Source organism: Hydrocarboniphaga effusa AP103 (assembly GCF_000271305.1).
GTDB classification, from domain to species: domain Bacteria; phylum Pseudomonadota; class Gammaproteobacteria; order Nevskiales; family Nevskiaceae; genus Hydrocarboniphaga; species Hydrocarboniphaga effusa.
On sequence record NZ_AKGD01000003.1, the window covers coordinates 420,349 to 441,581 of the forward strand.

At 66.6% G+C, this 21,233-nt stretch carries 19 protein-coding genes; 7 read left to right on the top strand and 12 right to left on the bottom strand.

Annotation, left to right across the window (positions count from 1 at the left end; genetic code table 11):
- Positions 1-5 precede the first annotated feature (5 nt).
- Complete coding sequence (locus WQQ_RS18230; RefSeq protein ID WP_007186726.1) at positions 6-908, top strand: universal stress protein; 903 nt, start codon at positions 6-8, stop codon at positions 906-908.
- An 87-nt stretch (positions 909-995) separates the two neighbouring features.
- Here the strand turns inward: WQQ_RS18230 and WQQ_RS18235 are convergent, their stop codons facing one another.
- Positions 996-1,511: an Lrp/AsnC family transcriptional regulator gene (locus WQQ_RS18235; RefSeq protein ID WP_007186727.1), complete on the bottom strand. Its 516-nt coding sequence runs from the start codon at positions 1,509-1,511 to the stop codon at positions 996-998.
- Between the two features lie 114 nt (positions 1,512-1,625).
- Between WQQ_RS18235 and WQQ_RS18240 the strand changes: the two genes are divergently transcribed.
- The 5 genes from WQQ_RS18240 (at position 1,626) to WQQ_RS23275 (ending at position 7,477) form a co-directional block, all read left to right on the top strand.
- Positions 1,626-2,687: a Glu/Leu/Phe/Val family dehydrogenase gene (locus tag WQQ_RS18240; RefSeq protein ID WP_007186728.1), complete on the top strand. Its 1,062-nt coding sequence runs from the start codon at positions 1,626-1,628 to the stop codon at positions 2,685-2,687.
- Positions 2,688-2,689: 2 nt separating this feature from the next.
- Positions 2,690-3,922 carry a 3-methyl-2-oxobutanoate dehydrogenase (2-methylpropanoyl-transferring) subunit alpha gene (locus WQQ_RS18245; RefSeq protein WP_007186729.1) on the top strand — a complete coding sequence of 411 codons (1,233 nt, stop codon included), beginning with the start codon at positions 2,690-2,692 and terminating at the stop codon, positions 3,920-3,922.
- Positions 3,919-4,935: an alpha-ketoacid dehydrogenase subunit beta gene (locus tag WQQ_RS18250; RefSeq protein WP_007186730.1), complete on the top strand. Its 1,017-nt coding sequence runs from the start codon at positions 3,919-3,921 to the stop codon at positions 4,933-4,935. Before WQQ_RS18245 ends, WQQ_RS18250 begins: the two co-directional genes overlap by 4 nt.
- Positions 4,935-6,212 carry a dihydrolipoamide acetyltransferase family protein gene (locus tag WQQ_RS18255; RefSeq protein ID WP_007186731.1) on the top strand — a complete coding sequence of 426 codons (1,278 nt, stop codon included), beginning with the start codon at positions 4,935-4,937 and terminating at the stop codon, positions 6,210-6,212. Before WQQ_RS18250 ends, WQQ_RS18255 begins: the two co-directional genes overlap by 1 nt.
- A gap of 161 nt (positions 6,213-6,373) precedes the next feature.
- Positions 6,374-7,477, top strand: coding sequence for a GGDEF domain-containing protein (locus WQQ_RS23275; protein ID WP_157534768.1), 1,104 nt, complete (start codon positions 6,374-6,376; stop codon positions 7,475-7,477).
- 13 nt (positions 7,478-7,490) lie between these two features.
- Here the strand turns inward: WQQ_RS23275 and WQQ_RS18265 are convergent, their stop codons facing one another.
- The 7 genes from WQQ_RS18265 to WQQ_RS18295 all read right to left on the bottom strand — a co-directional run bounded on the left by WQQ_RS18265 (position 7,491) and on the right by WQQ_RS18295 (position 17,534).
- A complete protein-coding gene (locus tag WQQ_RS18265; protein WP_007186733.1) occupies positions 7,491-8,687 on the bottom strand; it encodes an AGE family epimerase/isomerase in 1,197 nt (398 codons plus the stop codon).
- 8 nt (positions 8,688-8,695) lie between these two features.
- On the bottom strand, positions 8,696-9,859 hold the full coding sequence (locus WQQ_RS18270; protein ID WP_007186734.1) for a glycoside hydrolase family 1 protein: 1,164 nt from the start codon (positions 9,857-9,859) through the stop codon (positions 8,696-8,698).
- Positions 9,856-11,292 (bottom strand): MFS transporter, encoded by a 1,437-nt coding sequence (locus tag WQQ_RS18275; protein WP_007186735.1) that lies wholly within the window; start codon positions 11,290-11,292, stop codon positions 9,856-9,858. The genes WQQ_RS18270 and WQQ_RS18275 overlap by 4 nt, the downstream gene beginning before the upstream one ends.
- Before the next feature lie 25 nt (positions 11,293-11,317).
- Positions 11,318-12,883 (bottom strand): carboxylesterase family protein, encoded by a 1,566-nt coding sequence (locus WQQ_RS23280; protein WP_007186736.1) that lies wholly within the window; start codon positions 12,881-12,883, stop codon positions 11,318-11,320.
- Between the two features lie 26 nt (positions 12,884-12,909).
- Complete coding sequence (locus WQQ_RS18285; RefSeq protein ID WP_007186737.1) at positions 12,910-14,367, bottom strand: AMP-binding protein; 1,458 nt, start codon at positions 14,365-14,367, stop codon at positions 12,910-12,912.
- 1 nt (position 14,368) lies between these two features.
- The gene (locus WQQ_RS18290; RefSeq protein ID WP_007186738.1) at positions 14,369-16,804 is read right to left on the bottom strand and encodes a TonB-dependent receptor; all 2,436 of its coding nucleotides are present in this window, start codon (positions 16,802-16,804) and stop codon (positions 14,369-14,371) included.
- Positions 16,805-16,892: 88 nt separating this feature from the next.
- Positions 16,893-17,534: a TetR/AcrR family transcriptional regulator gene (locus WQQ_RS18295; protein WP_007186739.1), complete on the bottom strand. Its 642-nt coding sequence runs from the start codon at positions 17,532-17,534 to the stop codon at positions 16,893-16,895.
- Positions 17,535-17,716: 182 nt separating this feature from the next.
- On the opposite strand from WQQ_RS18295, the gene WQQ_RS18300 reads away from it, so the two are divergent.
- Positions 17,717-18,556, top strand: coding sequence for a class I SAM-dependent methyltransferase (locus WQQ_RS18300; protein WP_007186740.1), 840 nt, complete (start codon positions 17,717-17,719; stop codon positions 18,554-18,556).
- Between the two features lie 32 nt (positions 18,557-18,588).
- Here WQQ_RS18300 and WQQ_RS18305 read toward each other — a convergent pair whose 3' ends face one another.
- From WQQ_RS18305 to WQQ_RS24455, 4 genes are all read right to left on the bottom strand, one after another.
- Positions 18,589-19,701: a DUF1615 domain-containing protein gene (locus WQQ_RS18305; RefSeq protein ID WP_007186741.1), complete on the bottom strand. Its 1,113-nt coding sequence runs from the start codon at positions 19,699-19,701 to the stop codon at positions 18,589-18,591.
- A gap of 14 nt (positions 19,702-19,715) precedes the next feature.
- Positions 19,716-20,594 (bottom strand): oxygen-dependent tRNA uridine(34) hydroxylase TrhO, encoded by an 879-nt coding sequence (gene trhO / locus WQQ_RS18310; protein WP_007186742.1) that lies wholly within the window; start codon positions 20,592-20,594, stop codon positions 19,716-19,718.
- 94 nt (positions 20,595-20,688) lie between these two features.
- Entirely contained in the window at positions 20,689-20,955 is a 267-nt protein-coding gene (locus WQQ_RS18315; RefSeq protein ID WP_040454839.1) for a hypothetical protein, read from the bottom strand.
- Between the two features lie 28 nt (positions 20,956-20,983).
- The gene (locus tag WQQ_RS24455) at positions 20,984-21,106 is read right to left on the bottom strand and encodes an NAD(P)-binding protein (protein WP_007186743.1); all 123 of its coding nucleotides are present in this window, start codon (positions 21,104-21,106) and stop codon (positions 20,984-20,986) included.
- Between the last annotated feature and the right edge of the window lie 127 nt (positions 21,107-21,233).

Consider the following 21,233-nt stretch of genomic DNA (forward strand, 5'->3'; position numbering starts at 1 on the left):
ACGCCGTGAGCCAGTACCGCAGAATCCTGCTGATCGCCGATCCGGCGATGAAGCGCACGCCGGCTTTCGAGCGCGCGGTCTGGCTCGCACGCACCTGTGGCGCTGCCCTGCACATCGCGCTGTTCGATCGCAACAGCGTCATCAAGGGCGCCGCCCTGATCGACCGGGATGCGGCGGTCGAGGCGCGTAGAATCTGGATGCTCGAACGCGAGCACTGGCTTCGCGTCGAAACCGCCACGCTGCAGGCCGGCGGTGTGGTCGTGACGAGCGAAGTGGTGTGGGCCCGCCCCGTCGCGGACGATATTCTGAACGTCGCCGCCGACCAGCAGGCCGATCTCGTCGTCAAGGACGTGCACCTGGAAGGCGTGCTGCAGCGCGTGCTGCTGACGCCTCTCGACTGGCAGCTGCTGCGCCAGTGCGCGGTGCCGCTGATGCTCGTGAATTCGCTGGGCCATGCGCTGCCGCGCCGCATCGTCGCCGCCGTCGATGCGAGCCACGACTACAAGGCCGGCGATCTCAACGATCGCGTGATCCAGGAGGCGCTGCGGCTGGCGATTCCATGCGACGCGGAACTGCACCTGATCTACGCCTTCTCGGGGCCGCAGCAGCTCATCGATCCGAACGGCGCCGGTGTCGGTTCCATCGGTCAGCTGGAACGCATCCTGTTGCCGACGCATCAGAAGAACTTCGCTGCGATCGCCGATGCGCACAGCGTTCCGGCCGACCGCCGCCACTTCCTGCGCGGCACGCCGGTGCAGGTCATCAGTGACTTCGCCCGGCGGCAGCACAGCGACGTCATCGTCATCGGCTCGGTTCGCCACAATTTCATCGACCGCCTGATCCTGGGCACCACGGCCGAAGCCCTGCTCGACAAGGCGCCGTGCAATCTGCTGGCGGTGAAGCCCTGAAGTCGGGCTCGCAGCGGTAGCGGTTTGAGCTCGACGCCGGCGGTTTCCGCCGGTTGGGCCGAGCGCAACCGGGCGCTGGTCACGCCGTCACGATGCTGGCTTGTGCGCGGGTTCCGCCAGCAGCGATGGCGACAGCGGCAGCCGCGTGGTGTTGACGCCCTGGCTCATCGAGATCGACGAGTGCACTTCCTGCACGCCTTCGATCTGCGAGAGCTTGCGCCAGACGAAATTCTCGTAGGCCTCGAGCGAGGGCACCACGATCTTGAGCAGGAAATCCACCTGGCCCATCAGCGTGTGGCATTCGAGTACCTGCGGAAACGTCTTGATCGCCTTGATGAAGTCGGGCAACGCGTCCTTGCCGTGACGCGCCATCTTCACGTGGGCGAACACCATCACCGAATAGCCGAGCTTGCGATGGTCGAGCACGGCCACGCGCTCGCGAATGATGCCGCTGCCGAGCAGGCGCTGGATGCGCCGCCAGATCACCGTCTTCGACGACGAGAGCGTCTTGGCGATGACTTCGTGCGAGGTCGTCACGTCCTTTTGCAGGATCTCGAGGATGCGCAGGTCCAGGGCGTCGAGGGGCTGGTCCAGTGTTTCCATTATTGGCCTTTGATGGGAACTTAAAACCGAAAAGGAGGCTGGAAGCGCCCAAAATAGGACCGCGATTCCCCCGGTCCGAGAATACATTGTTCCCACACTCTGGAGGGGGCGGTGATGTTCGACAACGAAGGATTCGACGGCCACGAAGCCGTTACCGCATTCAACGACGAGCGCAGCGGCCTGCGCGGCTTCGTCGCCATTCATTCGACCGCGCTCGGGCCCGCGATGGGCGGTTGCCGCGTCTGGCAATACGCCGATGCCGGCGCCGCGCTGACCGACGTGCTGCGGCTGTCGCGCGGCATGAGCTACAAGAACGCGATCGCCGGCCTGCCGCTCGGTGGCGGCAAGGCGGTGATCATGCGCGAGCCGAACACGCCGACGAACGAAGCGATGTTCGAAGCCTTCGGCGACGTGGTCGAACGACTCGGCGGCCGCTACGTGACGGCCGAGGATGTCGGCGTCAGCGAACAGGACATGGTCAGCGTCGCGCGTCGCACGCGCTACGTCGGTGGTCTGCCGCGCGACGGTGTCAGCGGCGATCCGTCTCCGAAGACCGCGCTCGGCGTCTTCCTGGGCATACGCGCGGCGGTGAAGGCGCGCCTCGGCCGGCGCGAGCTCGCGGGCCTGACGGTGGCCGTGCAGGGCCTCGGCAACGTCGGTCGGCATTTGTGCACGCTGCTGCACCGCGCGGGTGCCAAGCTCATCGTGGCCGATCTCAACCCTGCCGTGGTCGACAGCATCTGCGAGCGCTTCGGCGCGGTGGCGGTCGATGTCGACAGCATCCTGAGCCAGAAGGCCGATGTGTTCGCTCCGTGCGCGCTCGGCGGTGTACTGACGGCCGACACGATCGCGCGCCTGTGCGTGCCCATCGTCGCGGGCGCGGCGAACAACCAGCTGCGCAGCGACGAGGACGGCCGCCGCCTGTTCGACGCCGGCATCCTTTACGCGCCCGACTACGTCATCAACGCGGGCGGCATCATCGCCTGCGGCCTGGGCTATCTGCAGCCCGGCGACGATGCGCTGGTGAACGATCGCGTCGCCGGCATCGGGCGCAGCCTGTCCGAGCTGTTCGAGCGCTCGGCCAGTGCGCGTGTTCCGACCAACCTCATCGCCGACGCGCTCGCGCGCGAGCGCCTGGGCCTGCCTGCGAAATCCGCGCTCCGGAGGGCCGCCTGATCATGGGAGCCTCACCGCTGCGCCTGCACGTTCCGGAGCCCAAGGCGCGTCCGGGCGACGCGCCGGACTTCGCCCTGATCCGGATTCCGAAAGTCGGTGCGCTGCCGCGTCCGGCGATCGATGCGCCCGCCGCCGAGCTCGGCGCCTACGCCAACGGCCTGATCCGCGTGCTCGACGACGCAGGCCGCGCGAGCAGCGACTGGAACCCGCAGCTGCCGGCCGACGAACTGCGCGTAGGCCTGCGCTACATGATGCTCACGCGCGCCTACGACGAGCGCATGGTGAAGACGCAGCGCCAGGGCAAGACCTCGTTCTACATCAAGTCCACCGGCGAAGAAGCCATCGCCATCGCCGCCGCGATGGCGCTCGACGAGCGCGACATGTGCTTTCCGAGCTATCGCCAGCAAGGCCTCTACATCAAGCGCGGCTGCTCGCTCGTCGAGATGATGTGCCAGGTCTTCAACAACGAGGGCGATCGGCTGAAAGGGCGGCAGATGCCCATCATGTATTCGTCGCGCGAGCACGGCATGTTCTCGATCTCGGGCAATCTCGGCACCCAGTTTCCGCAGGCCGTGGGCTGGGCGATGGCGTCGGCGATCAAGGGCGACACGCGCATCGCCGCGAGCTGGATCGGCGATGGCACCACGGCCGAGGCCGACTTCCATTACGCGATGACGTTCTCGTCGGTGTACCAGGCGCCGGTGGTGCTCAACGTCGTCAACAACCAGTGGGCGATCTCGTCGTTCCAGGGCATCGCGGGCGGCGATCGCGCGACCTTCGCGGCGCGCGCGATCGGCTACGGCATGCCGGGCCTGCGCGTCGACGGCAACGATTTTCTCGCCGTCCACGCGGTGACGCGCTGGGCCGCGGAGCGTGCACGCTGCAATCTCGGCCCGACCCTGATCGAGCTCTATACCTATCGCGCGGCTGCGCATTCGACCAGCGACGATCCTTCGGCCTACCGGCCCAAGGACGAGGCGAGCCGCTGGCCGCTCGGCGATCCGATCGAGCGCCTCAAGCGGCATCTGATCGCGATCGGCCAGTGGAGCGAAGCGCGCCATGCGGAGCTCGCCGCCGCCTGTGACGACGAAGTGAAGAGCGCGCTGCGCGAGGCCGAAAGCAAGGGCACGCTCGGCAGCCGCCGCGACGCCGAAACGATCTTCGAAGATGTCTTCAAGGAGATGCCCGCGCATCTGCAAGGTCAGCGCGAGCAGCTGCGCAGGAGCCCCAAATGAGCTCGATGAACATGATCCAGGCGCTCAACTCGGCGATGGACGTCATGCTCGGCCGTGACGACAACGTGGTGGTGTTCGGCGAGGACGTCGGCTACTTCGGCGGCGTGTTCCGCGCGACCGCCAACCTGCAGAAGAAATACGGCAGGACGCGCGTCTTCGATACGCCGATCGCCGAAGGCGGCATCATCGGAACCGCGGTCGGCATGGGCGCCTATGGCCTGCGTCCGGTCACCGAGATCCAGTTCGCGGATTACATCTATCCGGCCTTCGACCAGCTGGTGTCCGAAGCCGCGCGCCTGCGCTATCGCTCGGGCGGCGACTACTGGGCTCCGCTGACCGTGCGCGCGCCTTGCGGCGGCGGCATCTTCGGCGGGCAGACGCACAGCCAGAGCCCCGAAAGCATCTTCACGCACGTCTGCGGCATCAAGACGGTGATGCCGTCGAATCCCTACGACGCCAAGGGCCTGCTGATCGCCGCGATCGAGGACGACGACCCGGTGGTGTTCTTCGAGCCCAAGCGCATCTACAACGGTCCCTTCGATGGCCACCACGACAAGCCGCTGACGCCCTGGTCCCAGCACGCGGCGAGCGAAGTGCCCGAGGGTTATTACGCGATTCCGCTCGGCAAGGCCGCGGTCGTGCGTGCGGGCAAGGAAGCCACCATCGTCACCTACGGCACCATGGTGCACGTGTGCCTTGCGGCCGTCGAAGCCAGCGGCATCGATGCCGAAGTGATCGACCTGCGCACGCTGATTCCGCTCGACATCGACACCATCGTGGAATCGGTCAAGCGCACCGGCCGCTGCGCGATCGTGCACGAGGCGACGCGCACGAGCGGCTTCGGCGCCGAGCTGTCGTCGCTCGTGCAGGAGCATTGCTTCTGGCATCTCGAAGCGCCGATCGAGCGCGTCGCGGGCTGGGACACGCCGTATCCGCATGCCTTCGAGTGGGAATATTTTCCGGGCCCCGCACGCGTGGCTCAGGCGTTGAAGAACCTCATGGAGCCGGTCTGATGGGCGCGTACGTGTTCAAGCTGCCGGACATCGGCGAAGGCATCGCCGAATCCGAGATCGCCACCTGGCGCGTCGAAGTCGGCGACCGGATCAGCGAAGACCAGCCGCTGGTCGACATGCTCACGGACAAGGCGGCGGTGGAAATTCCGTCGCCGGTGACCGGCAAGGTCATCGAACTGCACGGTGCGGCCGGCGACAAGATCGCGGTCGGCGGCCGGCTCGTGACGATACAGCTCGACTCGGCGACGATCGAAGTCGACGAGACGAAACCCGCTGCCACGCAATCGAGTGCGAACGAGGTCGCGTCGCGAGCCAGCGCTGGCGAGCCGGCTTCGTCCCGGTGGGTGCCGGATGCGGTTGCGGACTCGACGCCGGTTCCGGCCGCGCCGTCGGTGCGCAAGCTCGCGCGCGAGCGCGGCATCGATCTGCGCGAGGTCAAGGCCAGCGGGCCCGCGGGCCGCGTGCTGCGCGACGATCTCGATCGCCATGCAGCTGCCGCGCCTGCGCCGGTCGCGGTTGCGGTCGAAGACCTGCGCGAGCCGGTGGTTTCGGCGCAGCCGGCGGTGCAGGGCGACGACGGGATCGAACAGATCAAGCTCATCGGCCTGCGCCGCAAGATCGCCGAGGCGATGCAGCGCGCCAAGCAGCGCATTCCGCATTTCGCCTACGTCGAGGAAGTGGACGTCACCGAGCTCGAAGCGATGCGCGCGCGGCTCAATGCGCTGTATCCGGACCGTCCCAGGCTCACGCTGCTGCCGCTGCTGATCCAGGCGCTGGGCAGGGCGATCGCCGATTTCCCGATGATCAACGCGACCTACGACGATGAGGCCGGCGTGGTGTCGCGCCATCGCGCCTTGCACGCGGGCATCGCCACGCAGACGCCGGCCGGGCTCGTGGTGCCGGTCATGAAGGATGCGCAGCGGCTGTCGCTGTGGCAGCGCGCCGCGGAGCTGCGCCGGCTCGCCGATGCGGCAAGGGCGGGCAAGGCCACGCGCGCGGAGCTGTCGGGCTCGACGCTGACGATCACCAGCCTCGGCGCGCTCGGCGGCATCGTCACCACGCCGGTCATCAACGCGCCCGAAGTGGCGATCATCGGCGTCAACAAGATCGCGCAGAAGCCGGTGGTGATCGACGGGCAGGTCGTGGTGCGATCGATCATGAACCTGTCGTCGAGCTTCGATCATCGCATCGTCGATGGATTCGACGCCGCGAGCTTCATCCAGCGCGTGAAAGCCCTGCTCGAAGCCCCGACCCTGATGTTCATCGAAGGGGCTTGAGCCGGGCGGTGCCGTCGCCGAAACCGCGATCGGCTCCCGAACTCGAACTGAACCCGAACCCGATCCCAAACGTGGATCGGCTCAGGCTGGTGTCGCGGCATCGGCGGGCTTATCGTGCTTGGCGCGCCGGGGCTTCGGGCGCGAATGTCATGGGGGATGGCGTGAGCACGACCGGTTCGGCGGCTTTTTCGGAAAGCTTTCATCATTTTCATTTTCGCCAGTCGCGCTGGATCATCGCGGCGGCTTTCCTCGTGCTCGGCCTGAACTACTTCCTGAGCGACTGGTATCCGGCGTCGACCTTCGGCCTGTCGCCCGATGTTCCGGTCGGCGTGCTGTGGGCCGAGCGCGGCGTGATCATGCCGGTTTCGTTCGTGCTCACACTCGCGCTGGCGATCTGGGGCGAGCGGCGCTGGATGGAGTGGGTGGTGATCGTCGGCGCGCTCATGGTGGGTTGCGCGATGGTGCTCGGACGCCGGTTCTGGCAGGTCACGGGCGGCGACTTCTCGGTCGACTACTCGGTTTATCTGCCCTGCGCGCTCGCCGCGCTGACCTCGTTCGGTCCGCGCATCTGGCTCATCGCCGCACCGATGCTGCTGCTGGATCTGGCGAGTGCCTACTATGTTTTCGGTCCGGCTCCAGCCGCGCACTTCGAGACGATCAACATCGTGGCGTCGGCGACCGTGATCGCGACGATCAACTGGCAGTTGCGCCGCGTGGTCGGCCTGATTTGGGACGAGCGCAAGCATTTCGAAAGCCTTTCGCTGATCGATCCGCTGACCGATCTGTACAACCGGCGCGCATTCGAGACGCGCGCCGAGACCGCGATCCGGCAGGCGATTCGCCAAAGCGAGCCGATTGCGCTGGTGATGGTCGATATCGATTGCTTCAAGCTCTACAACGATCGCTACGGGCATGCCGCCGGCGATCGCGCGCTCAAGGCCGCTGCGGTCTCGATGGCGACCTTCAGCCGCAGGCCCATGGATGTGATCGCCCGCATGGGCGGCGAAGAATTCGCTTGCTTGTGGTTCGGCGTGAGCCGGCAAGGCGCCCGGCATCTCGCGGACGGACTGATCGACGGCATCCGCGACCTGGGCATCGAGCATGAGGCTTCGTCGGTCGGCGCTTTGCTGACCGCCAGCGCCGGCGTCTACTACTGCGTGCCGCAGCAGGGCCAGACCTTGTCGTCACTGCTGCATGAGGCCGACGCCGCGCTCTACGCGGCCAAGCTCGAAGGCCGGGATCGAGCCGTGATGATGCCGCGCTGATGCGGTTGCGCGCTCAGCGTGGCCGTCGCTCGAGCGAGCGCAGGATGTCGTGGCAGGCGCTGAACGTGTGGTATTCGGACAGGCATGAGAACGGCGCCGCCTCGGGCCAGACGCTGTTGTCGGGCCCGCGAATCCGGTACCAGCATTGCGTGCGCGCGTCGACGAACACCCGCTCGCAGTAGTCGGCGAGCCTTGCTTGCCATGCGGCGTATCGCTCGTCGCCGGTGCGTTCGTGCAACAGCGCGGCGGCGGCCATCGTCTCGATCTGCACCCAGCCGTACTTGTCGCAGTCGTAGGGCGCACCGCCGGGTTCGTAGCCGTAGATCATGCCGCCGTGTTGCGCGTCCCAGCCCGATTCGACGGCGGCCGAAAACAGCTCGCAGGCGCGCCGCAATCGCCAGGGTTCCGGGGCATGCCGATCGATCTGGACGAGCAGCTTGGCCCACTCGACCTGATGTCCGGGCTGGAGGCCCCAGGGGCGAAAGATGTTGCTGCGATCGTTCCGGCTGTAATCGCGGTCGATCCGCCAATCGCGCTGATAGTGTTCCCAGATCTGTCCGCCGCACTGCGCGGCCTGGCGATTCACCATGTTGTCCGCGAGCAGGCCCGCGCGATGCAGGAAGCGGGCATCTCCGCTGGCTTCGGACGCGGCGATGAGCGCCTCGCACAGATGCATGTTGGTGTTCTGCCCGCGGTAGTCGGAGACGATCCAGTCCGCGTTCGCTTCGTCCGCGTAAAGGCCATGCTGCGGCTCCCACAAGTGTTGCTCGAGCAAGGCCCAGGTTTCGTCGAGGTGTTCGCGAACTTCGCTCACGCCGGCCTGCAGGGCCCTGGCGTAGGCGAGCAGGACGAAGGCCAGGCCGTAGCCGTGATTCGTCGCATCCGCGATCGTCTTGTCGCGCACGATCCAGGCGTAGCCGCCGCTGCGCGGCTGGCGATGCACGCCGCGCAGGAACGCGATGCCTTGGCGTATCGCCGCGAGATATTCGGCGTGGCCGAATTCCAATGCGCAGCAGGCGTAGTTGACGATTGCCCGGGTGGTGCCGATCAGATGCTGGCTGCGGCCGTCGTGTACGGCTCCGTCTTCGCTGAAGAATCCGAAGTAGCCGCCGGTCGGATCGAGGCAGCGTGGATGGTAGAAGCCGATGATCCGGGCCAGATGCCTGCGCAGTCCCTCGCGTGTGCGCAATGAAAGAACGTGGGCGGACATCGCGGCCGCTACCGCCTGGGCCTGTGCGATGCGGGCACGCCGCGCTCGCGGATGATGCTCTGGTAAGTTTTAACCGCATCGGTCGGTACGCGCGCGAGCGTCGGGTCGGTGAGCACGTCGACGGTGTAGAGGCCGAAGCGCGGGCCGTAGCTGCCCCATTCGAAATTGTCGGTCAGGCTCCAGTACAGGTAGCCGATCACGTCGATACCGTCGGCATGCGCGCGCTGGGTCCAGTAGACGCAGTCCTCGAGCGCCTCGCTACGCGTGACGCCGTCCGCGCGAGGCTGGGCGTTCAAGGTCGGCATGCCGTTCTCGGCGATCAGGATCGGCAGTTGCGGATATTTCTTCGCGTATCGCTTGAGCGCGCGGTAAAGCCCGTCGGGCGCGGGATCGCATTCCCACATGCGGCCCTTGAGCAGGGTCGGCGTGACGCCGCGATAGTAGTAGTCGATGGCGATGCAATCGAGCTTGTCGAGCACGCCGTCGAGGAACAGCCTGTCGGTGTGGCGCTGAAGAAACCAGGAGATCAGGCCTTCGCCGCAGCAGACCACGTTCGAAGACACCATCGCATCCGCTCGCTGCGCATGAATCAGATCGTAGACGCTTCGATGCGCTGCGATCAGGTGATCGCTCATCGCGCGCACGCCGCTGCGATCGAGCTTGCGGTACTTCTTCTCGATCATGACGAAGAAGCCGGCCTCGTTGAACGTGAGCCAGAGGCGCACCTGGTGGTGATAGCGGCGCACGATGAGGTCGCAATAGCGGATGAAGGCGTCTGGCGTCCGCGGATTCGTCCAGCCGCCCTGGCGATCGATCCAGCCCGGGTAGACGAAGTGATCGAGCGTGATCAGCGGCTGGATGCCGAGGTCCAGCATCGTGCGCAGCACGTCGTCGTAGTAGGCGAGCTCGGCTTCGTCGAATTCGCCCGGGCGAGGTTCGACGCGCGCCCAGTTGATGCCGATGCGGAAGGTATCGACGCCGAGCCGCTTGGCGAGCGCGATGTCTTCGCGATAGCGATGGCGAAAGTCCACCGAAAGGCCGTAGCGATCCTGCTTCGGTGTCTCGGCGTTGTAGCGATCCCAGTTGGAATCGACGTTGCCGCCTTCGCTCTGGTAGCCCGATGCGGAAACGCCCCAGATGAAGGACGGCGGTAGCGGTTCTAGGGGTTTCATGTCGTGGCCTTGGTTCTTTCTGCCAGTTGGCGCAAGGTCTTTTCGTGAATCTCGCGCGTGATCGGATAAAAGCTCAGTGCGATGAGCGCGAGGATCACGAACACCGTCAGCGAGACGACGAAGATCTGCGCGAGCTGCGTCACCACCGCGGGGTCGACGGTCGCCGGATCGGCCTTCTCGGGGAATCCGATGCCCGACAGGATCGCGCCCGACAGGAACACGCCGACGCCCGACACCGCCTTGCTCGTCATGATCATGGCCGCGAACATCAGGCCCTCCATGCGCCGGCCGGTCTTGAGCTCGATGTGATCGGCGACGTCGGCCACCATGGACTGGCTCACGACCAGCGCGGCGAACACGCCGGTGGTCATCAGCAGGTAGCTCGCGATGAGACAGGGCAGCAGGGTCTTGGTGCTTTGCGGCATCAGCCCGGCCAGGCCGAGCAGGACCGGCGATGCGCCGGCCAGCAGGGCGACCGAATACAGGCTCACGGCGACGCGCTTCTTGCTGAGGCGCCTCGCGAAGTGCAGGACGATCAGGGCCAGCAGCAGCCCGCCACCGGCGCCGCCCGCGACCGTGCCGATATCGTTGGCGCTCAGGCGCCAGAAGTAAGTCGAGATGTAGACGCCGAGCGTGGTCGCCACGCCGGTGGCGATAGCGAACAGGAACACGCAGAGCAGCACGCTCACATAGGTCCGGTCGGTCACCAGCACGCGCAGCCCGGACAGCAGGCTGCCGCCATCGCCGCGTTCGATCGAGATGGCCCGCAAGGACGGAATGCGGTGATGCGTGCCGGCCGTGGAGATCAGGATCGCGAGCACCATCACCACCGCCGCCACGCTCGCGTAGCGCAGGTAGCCCGCGGGGTTCAGCTGTCCTGTCGGATACTCGGGCGTCGGCACCAGCATGACCTTGAACACCAGCACCGCCATGACCAGGGTTCCGATCGCGAAGAACAGCGTGCGGAACGTCGACAGGCTGGTGCGTTCTTCGTAGCGGCTCGAGAATTCCGACAGCAAGGCGGCGGATGGAATTTCGTAGCAGCTGATCGCGGTGCGGACGATGATCGAGACGATCAGCAGGTGCGCGAACAGCAGTTCATTGCTGCCGGCGGGCGGCATCCACAGCAAAAAGTAGGCGACCGCGACCGGAATCGCCGAGGCGTACATGAACGGATGCCGCCGTCCCCAGGCCGATTTGACGCCGTCCGACCAATGCCCGATCAGCGGATCGGCCACCGCGTCGATGAGCATCGCCAGCATGATCGCCAGCCCGACCCAGGAGGCGGGCAGGCCGATCACCTGGTTGTAGTACAGCATCAGCAGCGTGTTGAAGCCGTGGTCCTTGATGCCGAATGCGATGGAGCCCAAGCCGTACGAGAGCTTGGTCGGGAAGCTCAGGCTTGCGGGCGCGGCGGGGTTGGCGGTGCTCATGGTTTTCTCGCGAGCGCAGGATCGGTCAGGACGCCTTCGCCGGCGCCGGCAAGCGCTCCCACACCTCGCGCCGGTAGCGGGCTTCGAGATCGTGCTTGACGCTGCAGCGGTCGCCCGAAACCCATAGCGAGGCGCGTCGCAGGGGTTCGTGCGCGGGCCATTCGCCGAGCGCATCGCCGGGCTCGCCGTAACGCGCGAAGTGCCCAAGCATCGCCACCCAGCGCCGCGCGAGCGGCGTCGCGTTCGGATGATCGGCGAACATCGGCACGGTGGCTTCGGGATCGTCGCCGGGGTTGAAGGTCAGCGCCACGTCGATGCCGTGGCTCGAGGCGATGGTGCGGCCCGCGAAGCGCATCGGAATGTCCATCGCATAGACCCAGGCCCGGCTGCCGGCGCGTGTGGTCATCTCGGCGTAGTCGACGGCTCCGCGGCGAAAGCCATCGGTCCAGATCAGGTTGCTGAACGCGCTGCCGAAGCCGATTCCGCCCGAGACTTTCCTGAGCAGCCGCAGGTAGCGTTTGACGTTGGCCTTGCCCTTGGCGCCATGCATGGCGATATGTCGCGCGACGATGTGGGCGACGATCGTGACGACAGGCTGCGGGTAGCCGCTGGCGACCTTGAGCATCAACTCCATCGACAGGCCTTCATGCGTCGCGTAGCCCGCGATCAGCGGAACCGCCTTGCCGCCGCGCGCTTCGATGAGTTCTTCCATGCTGCCGGGCAGCAGCGGCGTGCCGGCCACCGGCAGCGGAGACAGCATCTTGCTGCGCTTCTGCAAGGCCGTGAGCTCGGCGGTGGTGGCGGTTTTCAGATATTCGATCGTCTGCGCACGCGTCTTGCCGCGCGTCTTGGCGACGGCTGCGACCACATCGCGCGAAGGCTCCAGCACCAGGTAGCCGGCGCTGCAGGCGACCGCACGATGCACGAGCCCTTCGGCCTGCGGAGCGGCGCACAGCGCGGCCACGGAGACGGCGCCCGCGGATTCGCCGATCACGGTCACGCGGCCCGGGTCGCCGCCGTAGTCGGCGATGTTGTCGCGCACCCATCGCAGCGCGGTGATCTGATCGCCGAGCCAGAGCTGGCCCTGGCCGTCGCGCTCGGTGCCGAGCCAGTCGAGATCGAAGGCCGCGAACAGCCCGAGCCGGTAATTGATGCAGACCACCACCGCGTCCGCCCCGATCGCGAGCGCGGTGCCGTCGTAGCAATGCGCGCTGCCGGTGGTGAAGCTGCCGCCATGGATGAACACGATCACCGGCCGCGCTTCGGGGGCCGGCGCCTTGGGCGCGTGGATGTTGAGCAGCAGGCAATCTTCCGCATAAGCCGCTTCGGGCACGGGCCCGTAGACATCGGCCGAGATCGGAGGCTGCACCGCGACCGCCTTGCAAGTGGTGGCGTCGTAGACATCCCGCCACGGCCGGGTCGCGAGCACGGCGGCGCGAAAGCGCTGCGCAGGCTCGGCGTAGCGGACGCCGCGATAGGTTTCGACGCCCAGGCGATCGATGCCGCGAATGCGGCCCAGCCGCGTGGAGCGTTCGATCGTCGAGGCGCTCGTGGTTTGTCGTGCTGCCTTGTTCTTGATCGGCTGAGGCATCGCTTGTGATCCTGTGGGGTTGTCGCTCAACGGGGCATGCGCTCGGCACGCAATGCGGAGCGGCGAACCTTACCGTCGTCTCCGCGCACGGGCTCGCTCGAGAATTCGAACGAGGCTGGAATCTTGTAGTTCACGAGCCGGCTGGCGAGATGCGCTTTCAGCGTCTCGCCGCTCAGCGCCGTGCGCGCATGCACGATCGCGTGGATGCGCTGGCCGAGATCGTCGTCGGGCAGGCCGATCACCGCGCTCGAATGCACGGCCGGATGCTCGTCGATCGCGGCTTCGACCTCGGCCGGATAAATGTTCGCGCCGCCGCGCAGGATCAGGTCGGTGCGACGATCGGCCAGGTACAGGTAGCCGTCGGCATCGAGGCGACCGATGTCGCCGAGGCTGTCCCAATCGCCGATGCGCTTGGGTTCGGCGCCGATGTAGAAGTAACTCGGCGGCGCACCGGGCGCGGAGCGCATGACCACTTCGCCGATTTCATCGCGGCCGAGTTCGTTGCCGGCCTCGTCGACGATCCTGATCTGGCCGTGCACGCAGCGGCCGACCGAGCCGCGACGCTGCAGCCACTCGTCGCCGCGAATGATGGTCAGCGCCTGCATCTCGGTGCCGCCATACAGTTCGAAGATGCGTTCGGCGCCGAGCCATTCGATCCACGCGGACTTGAGCCAATCCGGGCAGTGCGAGGCCATGTGATAGACGACCTTCAGGGACGACAGGTCGTGGGCCTTGCGCTCGGCTTCGTCGAGCTTGTAGATGCGCGACATCATCGTCGGCACGAACAGCACGGCGTCGATGCGATGGCGCTCGATCAGCGCGAGCGTCTGCAGCGGATCGAAGCGACGCATGACGACGACGTGATTGCCGCGGAACAGCGCCTGCAGGCAGGTGGTGAACGGGGCGTTGTGATACAGCGGGCCCGGAACCAGCACCGCGCCTTCGCGCGGCAGCAGCAGCGGCATCGCATACGGCGGCGCCTGCTCGTCGAGTTCGGCCGCGGCGGTGGCGACGATCAGCTTCGGCCGCCCGGTGCTGCCGCCGGAGGTCGGCGCCTTCCAATACCGGACGGTGCGGATCGGCAGCGGATCGTCCGACAGTTCGGAAGCGGCGACGAAGCCCGCTTCGATCACCGCGCGCTGGGGGAAATCCGCAGGATCGGCGCCGACGATCAGCGCAGGCGAGGCGAGTTCGACGATCGCGGCGAGCTCCGCCATCGGCAGGCGGCTCGACACCGGTTGCGGCGTGGCGCCGAGCTTCAAGGCGGCGATGACGCTTTCGACGAAGGCGATGCCGTTGGGCAGCGCGATCGTGACGAAGCTGCCTTCGCGCACGCCGCGTTGCTCGAACGCGCGTGCGAGCCGGTTGCTGCGGCGTTCGAGCTCGGCACGCGTGAGTGTTTCGCCGTCGATGGTCAGCGCGGGACGGTCGGGATGCGCCTGTGCGTAGCGTCGCATCGATTCGGTGGCGGCAATGATCGCCATTTCAGAACTCCAGGCCCAGGCGCACGGTCAGCGTGCGCGGTGGATTGAGCAGGTAAACGGTTTGCTCCTGGCGCGTGACGATCACGGTGCCGGACGAGCCGGCCACCGGCCGCGTGGTGTCGAGGAGATTGATCATGTTGAACGCGAGCTTGGGCTTGCCCGGCATGTTTTCCGCTCCGAGCACCAGACCCGCGTTGAGCGTGCCGAGATCGTTGATCTCGACGTCGTGCGTGATGTTGCTGTAGCCCTTGCCGACGTAGGTGTAGCTCAGGTTCGGCGCGAGCGTGAACTGATCCCAGACGTGCAGGTATTGCAGCGATGAGCTGTACTGGAACTTCGCCGAGCCGGGCATGCGCGCGCCGGGTTCGACGACATCGCCGTTGGCCGCGGTGAAGCTTTCGGTGATGTGGGCATCGGTGTAGCCGCCGGAGAGCGAGGCGGTGAGCCCGCGGATCGGCGTGTTCCACAACAGGCTGGCTTCGACGCCCCGGCTGATCGCCGCCGAGACGTTGGTGTTGTAGTTGATCGGAATGCCCTGCGTCTGCTGGGTGATGATCGGGTTGTCGTAGCGAATGTAAAAACCCGTCAGATCCGCGCGCAGCGTGCGATCGAGCCAATCGCTGCGCAGCCCGATTTCGTAATTCCACAGCGTGTCCGACTTGAACGTCGGCGGCACGCCGTTGGTCGGCGTCGACGGCAGCGCCTGCAGGCCGCCGAAGCGAAAGCCCTTCGCCGCCGCTGCGTAAATCGAGAAATCACGATTGAAGCGATACGTCGCCGACAGCTTGGGGTTGAAGCCGCGCTCGTCGAGCTTGGCGACGGTGTTGCTGCCGAGCCCGTCGTTCTGGTTGCCGGTGATCAGCAGGCCCGAGCCGACGAAGCCGCCCTTGACTTCGGTTTCGTAGAAGCGCCCGCCCGCGGAGAGGGTCAGGCCGTCGAGCAGCTCGTAGGACACATCGGCGAACAGCGCGCGCTCCTGCGACTTGGCGTCCGAGGTGCCGTCGAGCAGGGAGGTGAGCGAACCGAGGTTCGGTACGCCCAGGGCGCCGAACAGCGCGCCGAGCAGCGGATTGCTGCCGAGCAGGCTGCCGGGGCCGAGCAGGCTCTGGTTGAGCGGCGTGTCGATGAGGATGTTGAAGTAGCCGTCGTAGGCGAAGAAGTACGCGCCGACGAGCCAGTTGAAATCGCCGCCGCCGGTCGATTGCAGGCGAATTTCCTGCGAGGTGCTCTTCGAATTGTTGGTGACCTTCGACAACACCGCGGCGGTTTCCGGATAGCCGGGCGGCGGAGTGCCGATCAGCGAGGTCGTGGCGTCACTCGTGAACACCGCGTCGCGGCTCACGTGCGAGGTCAGCGAGATCAGGCGCACGCTGTCGAAGTCGTAGCTGACTTCGAGGCTGTGGAGAGCGAACTCGTTCTTCGACGGCATCGCCAGCACCGCGCGATCGGTCTCGCGCGGGCCGCGTGGGGAATCGACGGCCTGCAGCAGGTTGTCGCCCGAGAAATCCTGCGCCAGATGCGTGAGCTTGAGCTTCCAGGCGCCGGGCTGCCAGAGCAGTTGCGCACGCAGGCCGTCGCCGTCGGAGCGATCGACGTTCTTCTTGTCGTGGCGCAGATCGTCGACGGTGCCGGAGTATTCGCGGCTCACGTAGTTCAGGCGTATCGCGAGGTCGTCGCCGATCGGCGCGTTGCCGGCGACGCCGTAGGTGAACGCGGTGCTGCCGCCCTTGGGCTGCGCGAGCTGCGTAAAGCCGCGCAACTGCCATTCGCGCAGCACCGGCTCCTGCAGCTGATAGCGCACCGCGCCCGACAATGCGGAGCCGCCGAACAGCGTGCCTTGCGGGCCTTTGAGCACTTCGACGTCGGCCAGATCGAAGGCGCTCAGGTCCGGAACGATGTTGGCGATGTACGGATCGGTGAACGGCGTGTCGCCGATGAAGATGCCGACCGGCTGCGCGTTGCCCGCATACGGATTGGTGTCCGTGGAAATGCCGCGGAAGGTCAGTCGCGTGTAGCCCGGCGCGCCCTGCGCCGCGGTGACGCCCGGTGTTTCCTGGATGAAGTCGTTGAGACCCAGCTTGCCCGAGCTCTCGAGCTTCTCGCCCGAGTACGCGGTGATCGAGGCCGGAATCTCGCGAATGCTCTGCTCGCGCTTGGTCGCGGTGACGATCACTTCCTCGATCTGCAACGGCCGGTCCTGGGCACGCGACAGCGCCGGAGCGTTGGTGTCGTCGCCCTGTTCGCCGACCGCAATCGCCTTCAGCGGGTCGGTCGAGGCATCGGTAGACGAATCGGTCGACGAGTGGGTGCCGAGCGAAGCATCTTCCGGGGTTTGGGTCTGTCCGAGAGCCGGCGAGGCCGGGTACAGCAGGACAACGGGCATGGCGATGGCCGTGCACAAGGCAGCCGGCCGCATCGCGCTCGAATGGCAGCGCATTTTCTTCTCCTCCGTTTGTTACGCACGTACAATTTCCCCAGCGGTCTGTCGCCGCCGGTGATGAACCGCTAAAACCCGCGCTTTTCGCCTACACCGCAGCTCCGACGAGCCGGCAGGCGAACTGCGCGAAGACATCGGCGATCTGCTCCGGTGTCCTCTTGTTGTCGGGCGCATACCAGTGCGCCACGCGCACGCCCATGGCGGCGATCGCGGCGAGCGCGAGTTCGGCGTCGGGCACGTTGAATACGCCGAGCTCGGTGCCGCGGCGGATCACGTCGAGCAACTGCATCTCCGAGTTGCGGCGCACTTCGAGAATCGGCGTCGCGAACTCGGCCGGCAGCGCGTGCATCTCGGCGCTGGCGACGACCGCGAGCATCGGGTATTCGGCATGCGCGAACACGTGCGCACGCACGACCGCGATCAGCTGCTGGGTCGGCTCAGGGCCGGCGGCCAGCAAGGCGGCGCGCATGCGGCGGAAATGTTCTTCGTGGCCGATGCGCAGCAGCTCGGCCAGTACGTGCGCCTTGGACGGGTAGTGCGAGTACACCGAGGCGCCCTTGATGCCGACCTGCTGGGCGATGTCGCGGATCGACGCGCCGCCGTAGCCATGTTCTGCGAACAGCCGCAGCGCCTCGCTCAGGATCAGGCCGCGCGAGCCCTCGGGCGTCATGCCGGGCGGCAGCAGCGTGGTCACGGCGGCCAGGCGGCGATTGGTGTTGGTTTCGTTCAAGCTAACACTCGTTAGGTTGGCATGGGTGGATTTTAAAGCGATGTTTTCAGGAAGTGCAAGCTATCGTTCGTTAGCTTTTTCTCGATTTATCGAGGCTAAAGAAATGTTCAGGCGGTCATCGAACGGACGGCTGATAAGCTCCGGAGTCCCCGATCCATTTTTCTCCCGCAGACATCGAACTCATGAAAACAAAAAGACTGCATCTGCCGCTCGCCGCATTGCTGTTGCTGACCGCCACCGCCGCGCAAGCCAAGGGCGAGTCCACCCAGGCCGATCCCAAGCTCAAGGCGGCGATCGCGAGCCAGGAGCGTCCCGAAGCCGATCGCGCGCGTGATCGCTACCGGCATCCGGCCGAGACGCTGACCTTCTTCGGCCTCAAGCCGGACTGGACCGTGGTGGAGATTTCGCCCGGCGGCGGCTGGTACACCGAGATCCTCGCTCCGTACCTGGCCGAGCGCGGCCACTACTACGCGGCCGGCCCGGCGACGAGCCTGCCGGATTCGTCGGAAGGCGCGAAGAAATCGGCTGCGGCGCTGGCCGCGAAGTTCAGCGCCAATCCGGCGCGCTACGGCAAGCCCACCATCACCGAATTCCAGCCGCCGCTGCGTACCGAAGTCGCACCCGCGGATAGCGCCGACCTGGTGGTGACGTTCCGCAACGTTCACAACTGGATCTCGCGCGAAACCGAGCTCGCGGCGTTCAAGAGCTTCTACGGCGCGCTCAAGCCGGGCGGAACGCTGGGCGTGGTCGAGCATCGCGGCAAGCCCGGCGAAACGCTCGAGGAGATGAAGAAGAGCGGCTACGTCAGCGAGGCCTACGTCAAGCAGCTCGCCAAGCTCGCGGGCTTCGAGTTCGTCGCCAGCTCCAAGGTCAACGACAATGCCAAGGACACCAAGGATTATCCCGATGGCGTCTGGACGCTGCCGCCGACGCTCAAGCTCGGTGCCCAGGATCGCGAGAAGTTTCTGGCGATCGGCGAGTCCGATCGCATGACCTTGAAGTTCATCAAGCCGAAGTCGTAAGGCTCGATGCACGCACGTCGCGGGCTCGCCCTTCAGCGGCCCGCGGCGCGCACCAGGCAGCGTTCGTAGCGTTCCTGCACGCGCTCGGCGAACCAGGCGGTGGTGAGCTTGCGCGTGATCTTGGGGCTCTTGAGCCGGATCTGCGGCAGCAGCGCGCGCGCTGCCGGTTTGCCTTCGAGCCGGTCGGCGAGCTCGAACACGCGCTCGTAGAGCCGGCTGCGTTCGAAGTCTGCGCCGTCCCCCTTTTCGAGATCGCGGCGGATCGCGCCGTCGCTCAGCTCGAGCCGCTTGCCGAGCACGCGCGCCGCGCGCTCGGTGGCGCCGGGCTCGCTCGAATTCGGCAGCACCAGATCGCCATCGAGATCGAGCGGAATGCCCGAGACGAGCGTCAGCGCGCTCTGGAACGCTGCGTTGCGGCTCGCGTAGTGGCCGGCGTTGTAGTCGGCGAAGCGATACAGCGGGCTGTCGTAGTTCGCCGGATAGTCGAGCAGGTGCGCGATGCCGAAGTACAGGCCGCCGCGACGCGTGAACACCTCACGGCGCACGCCGCCGTTCTCATCGATCACATAAGGGTAGGGACGCTGCTGCGCCTGCGATTGCGCATACGCGATGCCGACCTGCATCGGGCCGCCCGTGCGTACCGGATTGCGGTCGGCGAAGAAGCGCCGGCCCAGCGGCACGCGCGCGGTCAGCTCGTCGAAGATCTCGCTCAAGTCGCGTTCGGTGCGCGCCGCATCGATGCGTGCCGAATAGGACTTGCCGGTGGACGACGGCAGCTTGAGCGCGGTGCGCACCACGGTCTTCGGAACGCCGTGCTGCGCGGCCTGCTCGTCGATCTGCTTCCAGGCGATCGCCGGCAGATTGGCCACGGTCGGGTCGGCCTGGAAGCTCGATTCCTGCTCGGTCACCGCGATCACGCTGCAGACGTTCTGCACGCTCGGCTGCAGTTCCATCGCGGCGAACGCGGCGTAGATGTCGGTGGTCCAGCCGTCGCGATCCTTCGCCGATGCCGGCAAGGCGCGCGCGATCAGCGCGCGCGCCTGCGTCGGGCTGACCGCCGGTTCGATGCTGCGCTGCTCGCTTGCGCATCCGGCCGCGATCAGGGCGCACAGCGCTGCGAGAAAGCCTCGGTATCGAAAGCGCATGTCGTGGCGAGCGCTCAGCCCGCCTCGCGCTGGGCGCGGCGCATTTCGAGCATCGCGCGACGCTCGGGCGTCAGTTCGCCGACACAGTGCGGGCAGTGCACGCCGGGCACGAAGTCCGCAGAGGCCTGCTCCTCGATCGACAGCGGATCGCCGCAAGCCTCGCAGCGCCGCGTCCGGCCCTGCTTGAGGCCATGGCCCACCGCCACGCGCTCATCGAACACGTAGCACTCGCCGTTCCAGCGGCTTTCGGCTTCGGGAACCTGCTCCAGGTATTTCAGGATGCCGCCACGCAGGTGATAAACCCGTTCGAAGCCTTGTTCGCGCAAGTACGCGGTGGCTTTCTCGCAGCGGATGCCGCCCGTGCAGAACATCGCGATCGGCCGCTGCTCCTGGCCGCGCAACTCGCGCTCGACGTAGGCCGGGAATTCGCGAAAGCTCTGCGTCTGCGGCGACACCGCGTTCTCGAAGCTGCCGACCTTCACTTCGTAGTCGTTGCGCGTGTCGATGACGAGCACCTCCGGATCGGCGAGCAGCGCGTTCCACTGCCGCGGCTCGACGTAGGTGCCGACGATGCGGGCCGGATCGATGCCCGGCACGCCCATCGTCACGATCTCGTTCTTGAGCTTGATCTTGAGCTTGCCGAACGGCAGCTCGGCGGACCGCGATTCCTTGTGCTCGAGCGCGGCAAAGCGCGCATCCGCGCGCAGATGCGCCAGCACCGTGTCGATGCCTTCGCGCGTGCCCGCGATGGTGCCGTTGATGCCTTCGGAGGCCAGCAGCAGGCTGCCGCGAACTCCCGCGCGTGCGCAAACCTCGTGCAAGGGCTCGCGCAGGTCGGCGAAATCCGGAACGGCGGCGAAGTGATACAGCGCAGCGACAACGTACGGGGGCATCGATCCGGGCATCTCGTGAGGAGCCCGGATTGTAGTGCCCCACCGCTCGCGTCGCTCCGCCCGCGATGTCGGGCGGGATGCGAGGCGCTGTGTCTCAGCCCGACTTCGTTCGAAGCGAAGGTGTCGCGCCGCCTTCGTCGCGAGGGCGGAACGTGGCTCGCTCGCGCTTCGGGTTCAGCCGCCGTCGCTCCGCGTCCGATGACGGCTCGCTAGCGTCCGCTGATGCGGAGGCCTCGAGATGCTGGGCCTCCCGACCCCGCTGGGCCCGGGGCCTGAATCCGGCCTGTTCCTGTGCGGCGAGGTCGGGCGCCTTGTCGACGTCCTGCGGTTGGGCTCGGTCCAGCAGATCGCGGCGGTTCATGGTGCTTCTCCAGTGTCCGGTGGGGCATTCATCGCGGTTTCGAAGCTTCGAGCAGCACGATGCGCGGGCCGCTGCGACGCAAGGCCGCCGTGACCGACAGGCCTGCGATGCCGACACCGACGATGACGACGTCGGTGTCGGGCTTCGTCACAGGCCCGCCGGTCGCCGCCGCGACCGCGCTTCCGGTTCAACCCACCGAGTCAATGATCCTTGCGCTTCGGATGGCGTGCGGGCGTTGCCTTGGAGGCGCTGCGCGCCGCCTTCTTCACGGCGCTGGC

What these genes read in the sequence shown, in the direction of transcription:
- WQQ_RS18240 (WP_007186728.1), top strand. Translation starts at nt 1,626, where the DNA reads ATGTTCGACAACGAAGGATTCGACGGCCACGAAGCCGTTACCGCATTC.
- WQQ_RS18285 (WP_007186737.1), bottom strand. Translation starts at nt 14,367, where the DNA reads ATGGCGATCATTGCCGCCACCGAATCGATGCGACGCTACGCACAGGCG.
- WQQ_RS18315 (WP_040454839.1), bottom strand. Translation starts at nt 20,955, where the DNA reads ATGAACCGCCGCGATCTGCTGGACCGAGCCCAACCGCAGGACGTCGAC.
- WQQ_RS18290 (WP_007186738.1), bottom strand. Translation starts at nt 16,804, where the DNA reads ATGCGCTGCCATTCGAGCGCGATGCGGCCGGCTGCCTTGTGCACGGCC.
- WQQ_RS23280 (WP_007186736.1), bottom strand. Translation starts at nt 12,883, where the DNA reads ATGCCTCAGCCGATCAAGAACAAGGCAGCACGACAAACCACGAGCGCC.
- WQQ_RS18245 (WP_007186729.1), top strand. Translation starts at nt 2,690, where the DNA reads ATGGGAGCCTCACCGCTGCGCCTGCACGTTCCGGAGCCCAAGGCGCGT.
- WQQ_RS18235 (WP_007186727.1), bottom strand. Translation starts at nt 1,511, where the DNA reads ATGGAAACACTGGACCAGCCCCTCGACGCCCTGGACCTGCGCATCCTC.
- WQQ_RS18275 (WP_007186735.1), bottom strand. Translation starts at nt 11,292, where the DNA reads ATGAGCACCGCCAACCCCGCCGCGCCCGCAAGCCTGAGCTTCCCGACC.
- WQQ_RS18270 (WP_007186734.1), bottom strand. Translation starts at nt 9,859, where the DNA reads ATGAAACCCCTAGAACCGCTACCGCCGTCCTTCATCTGGGGCGTTTCC.
- WQQ_RS18250 (WP_007186730.1), top strand. Translation starts at nt 3,919, where the DNA reads ATGAGCTCGATGAACATGATCCAGGCGCTCAACTCGGCGATGGACGTC.
- WQQ_RS18305 (WP_007186741.1), bottom strand. Translation starts at nt 19,701, where the DNA reads ATGCGCTTTCGATACCGAGGCTTTCTCGCAGCGCTGTGCGCCCTGATC.
- trhO (WP_007186742.1), bottom strand. Translation starts at nt 20,594, where the DNA reads ATGCCCCCGTACGTTGTCGCTGCGCTGTATCACTTCGCCGCCGTTCCG.
- WQQ_RS18265 (WP_007186733.1), bottom strand. Translation starts at nt 8,687, where the DNA reads ATGTCCGCCCACGTTCTTTCATTGCGCACACGCGAGGGACTGCGCAGG.
- WQQ_RS18300 (WP_007186740.1), top strand. Translation starts at nt 17,717, where the DNA reads ATGAAAACAAAAAGACTGCATCTGCCGCTCGCCGCATTGCTGTTGCTG.
- WQQ_RS18255 (WP_007186731.1), top strand. Translation starts at nt 4,935, where the DNA reads ATGGGCGCGTACGTGTTCAAGCTGCCGGACATCGGCGAAGGCATCGCC.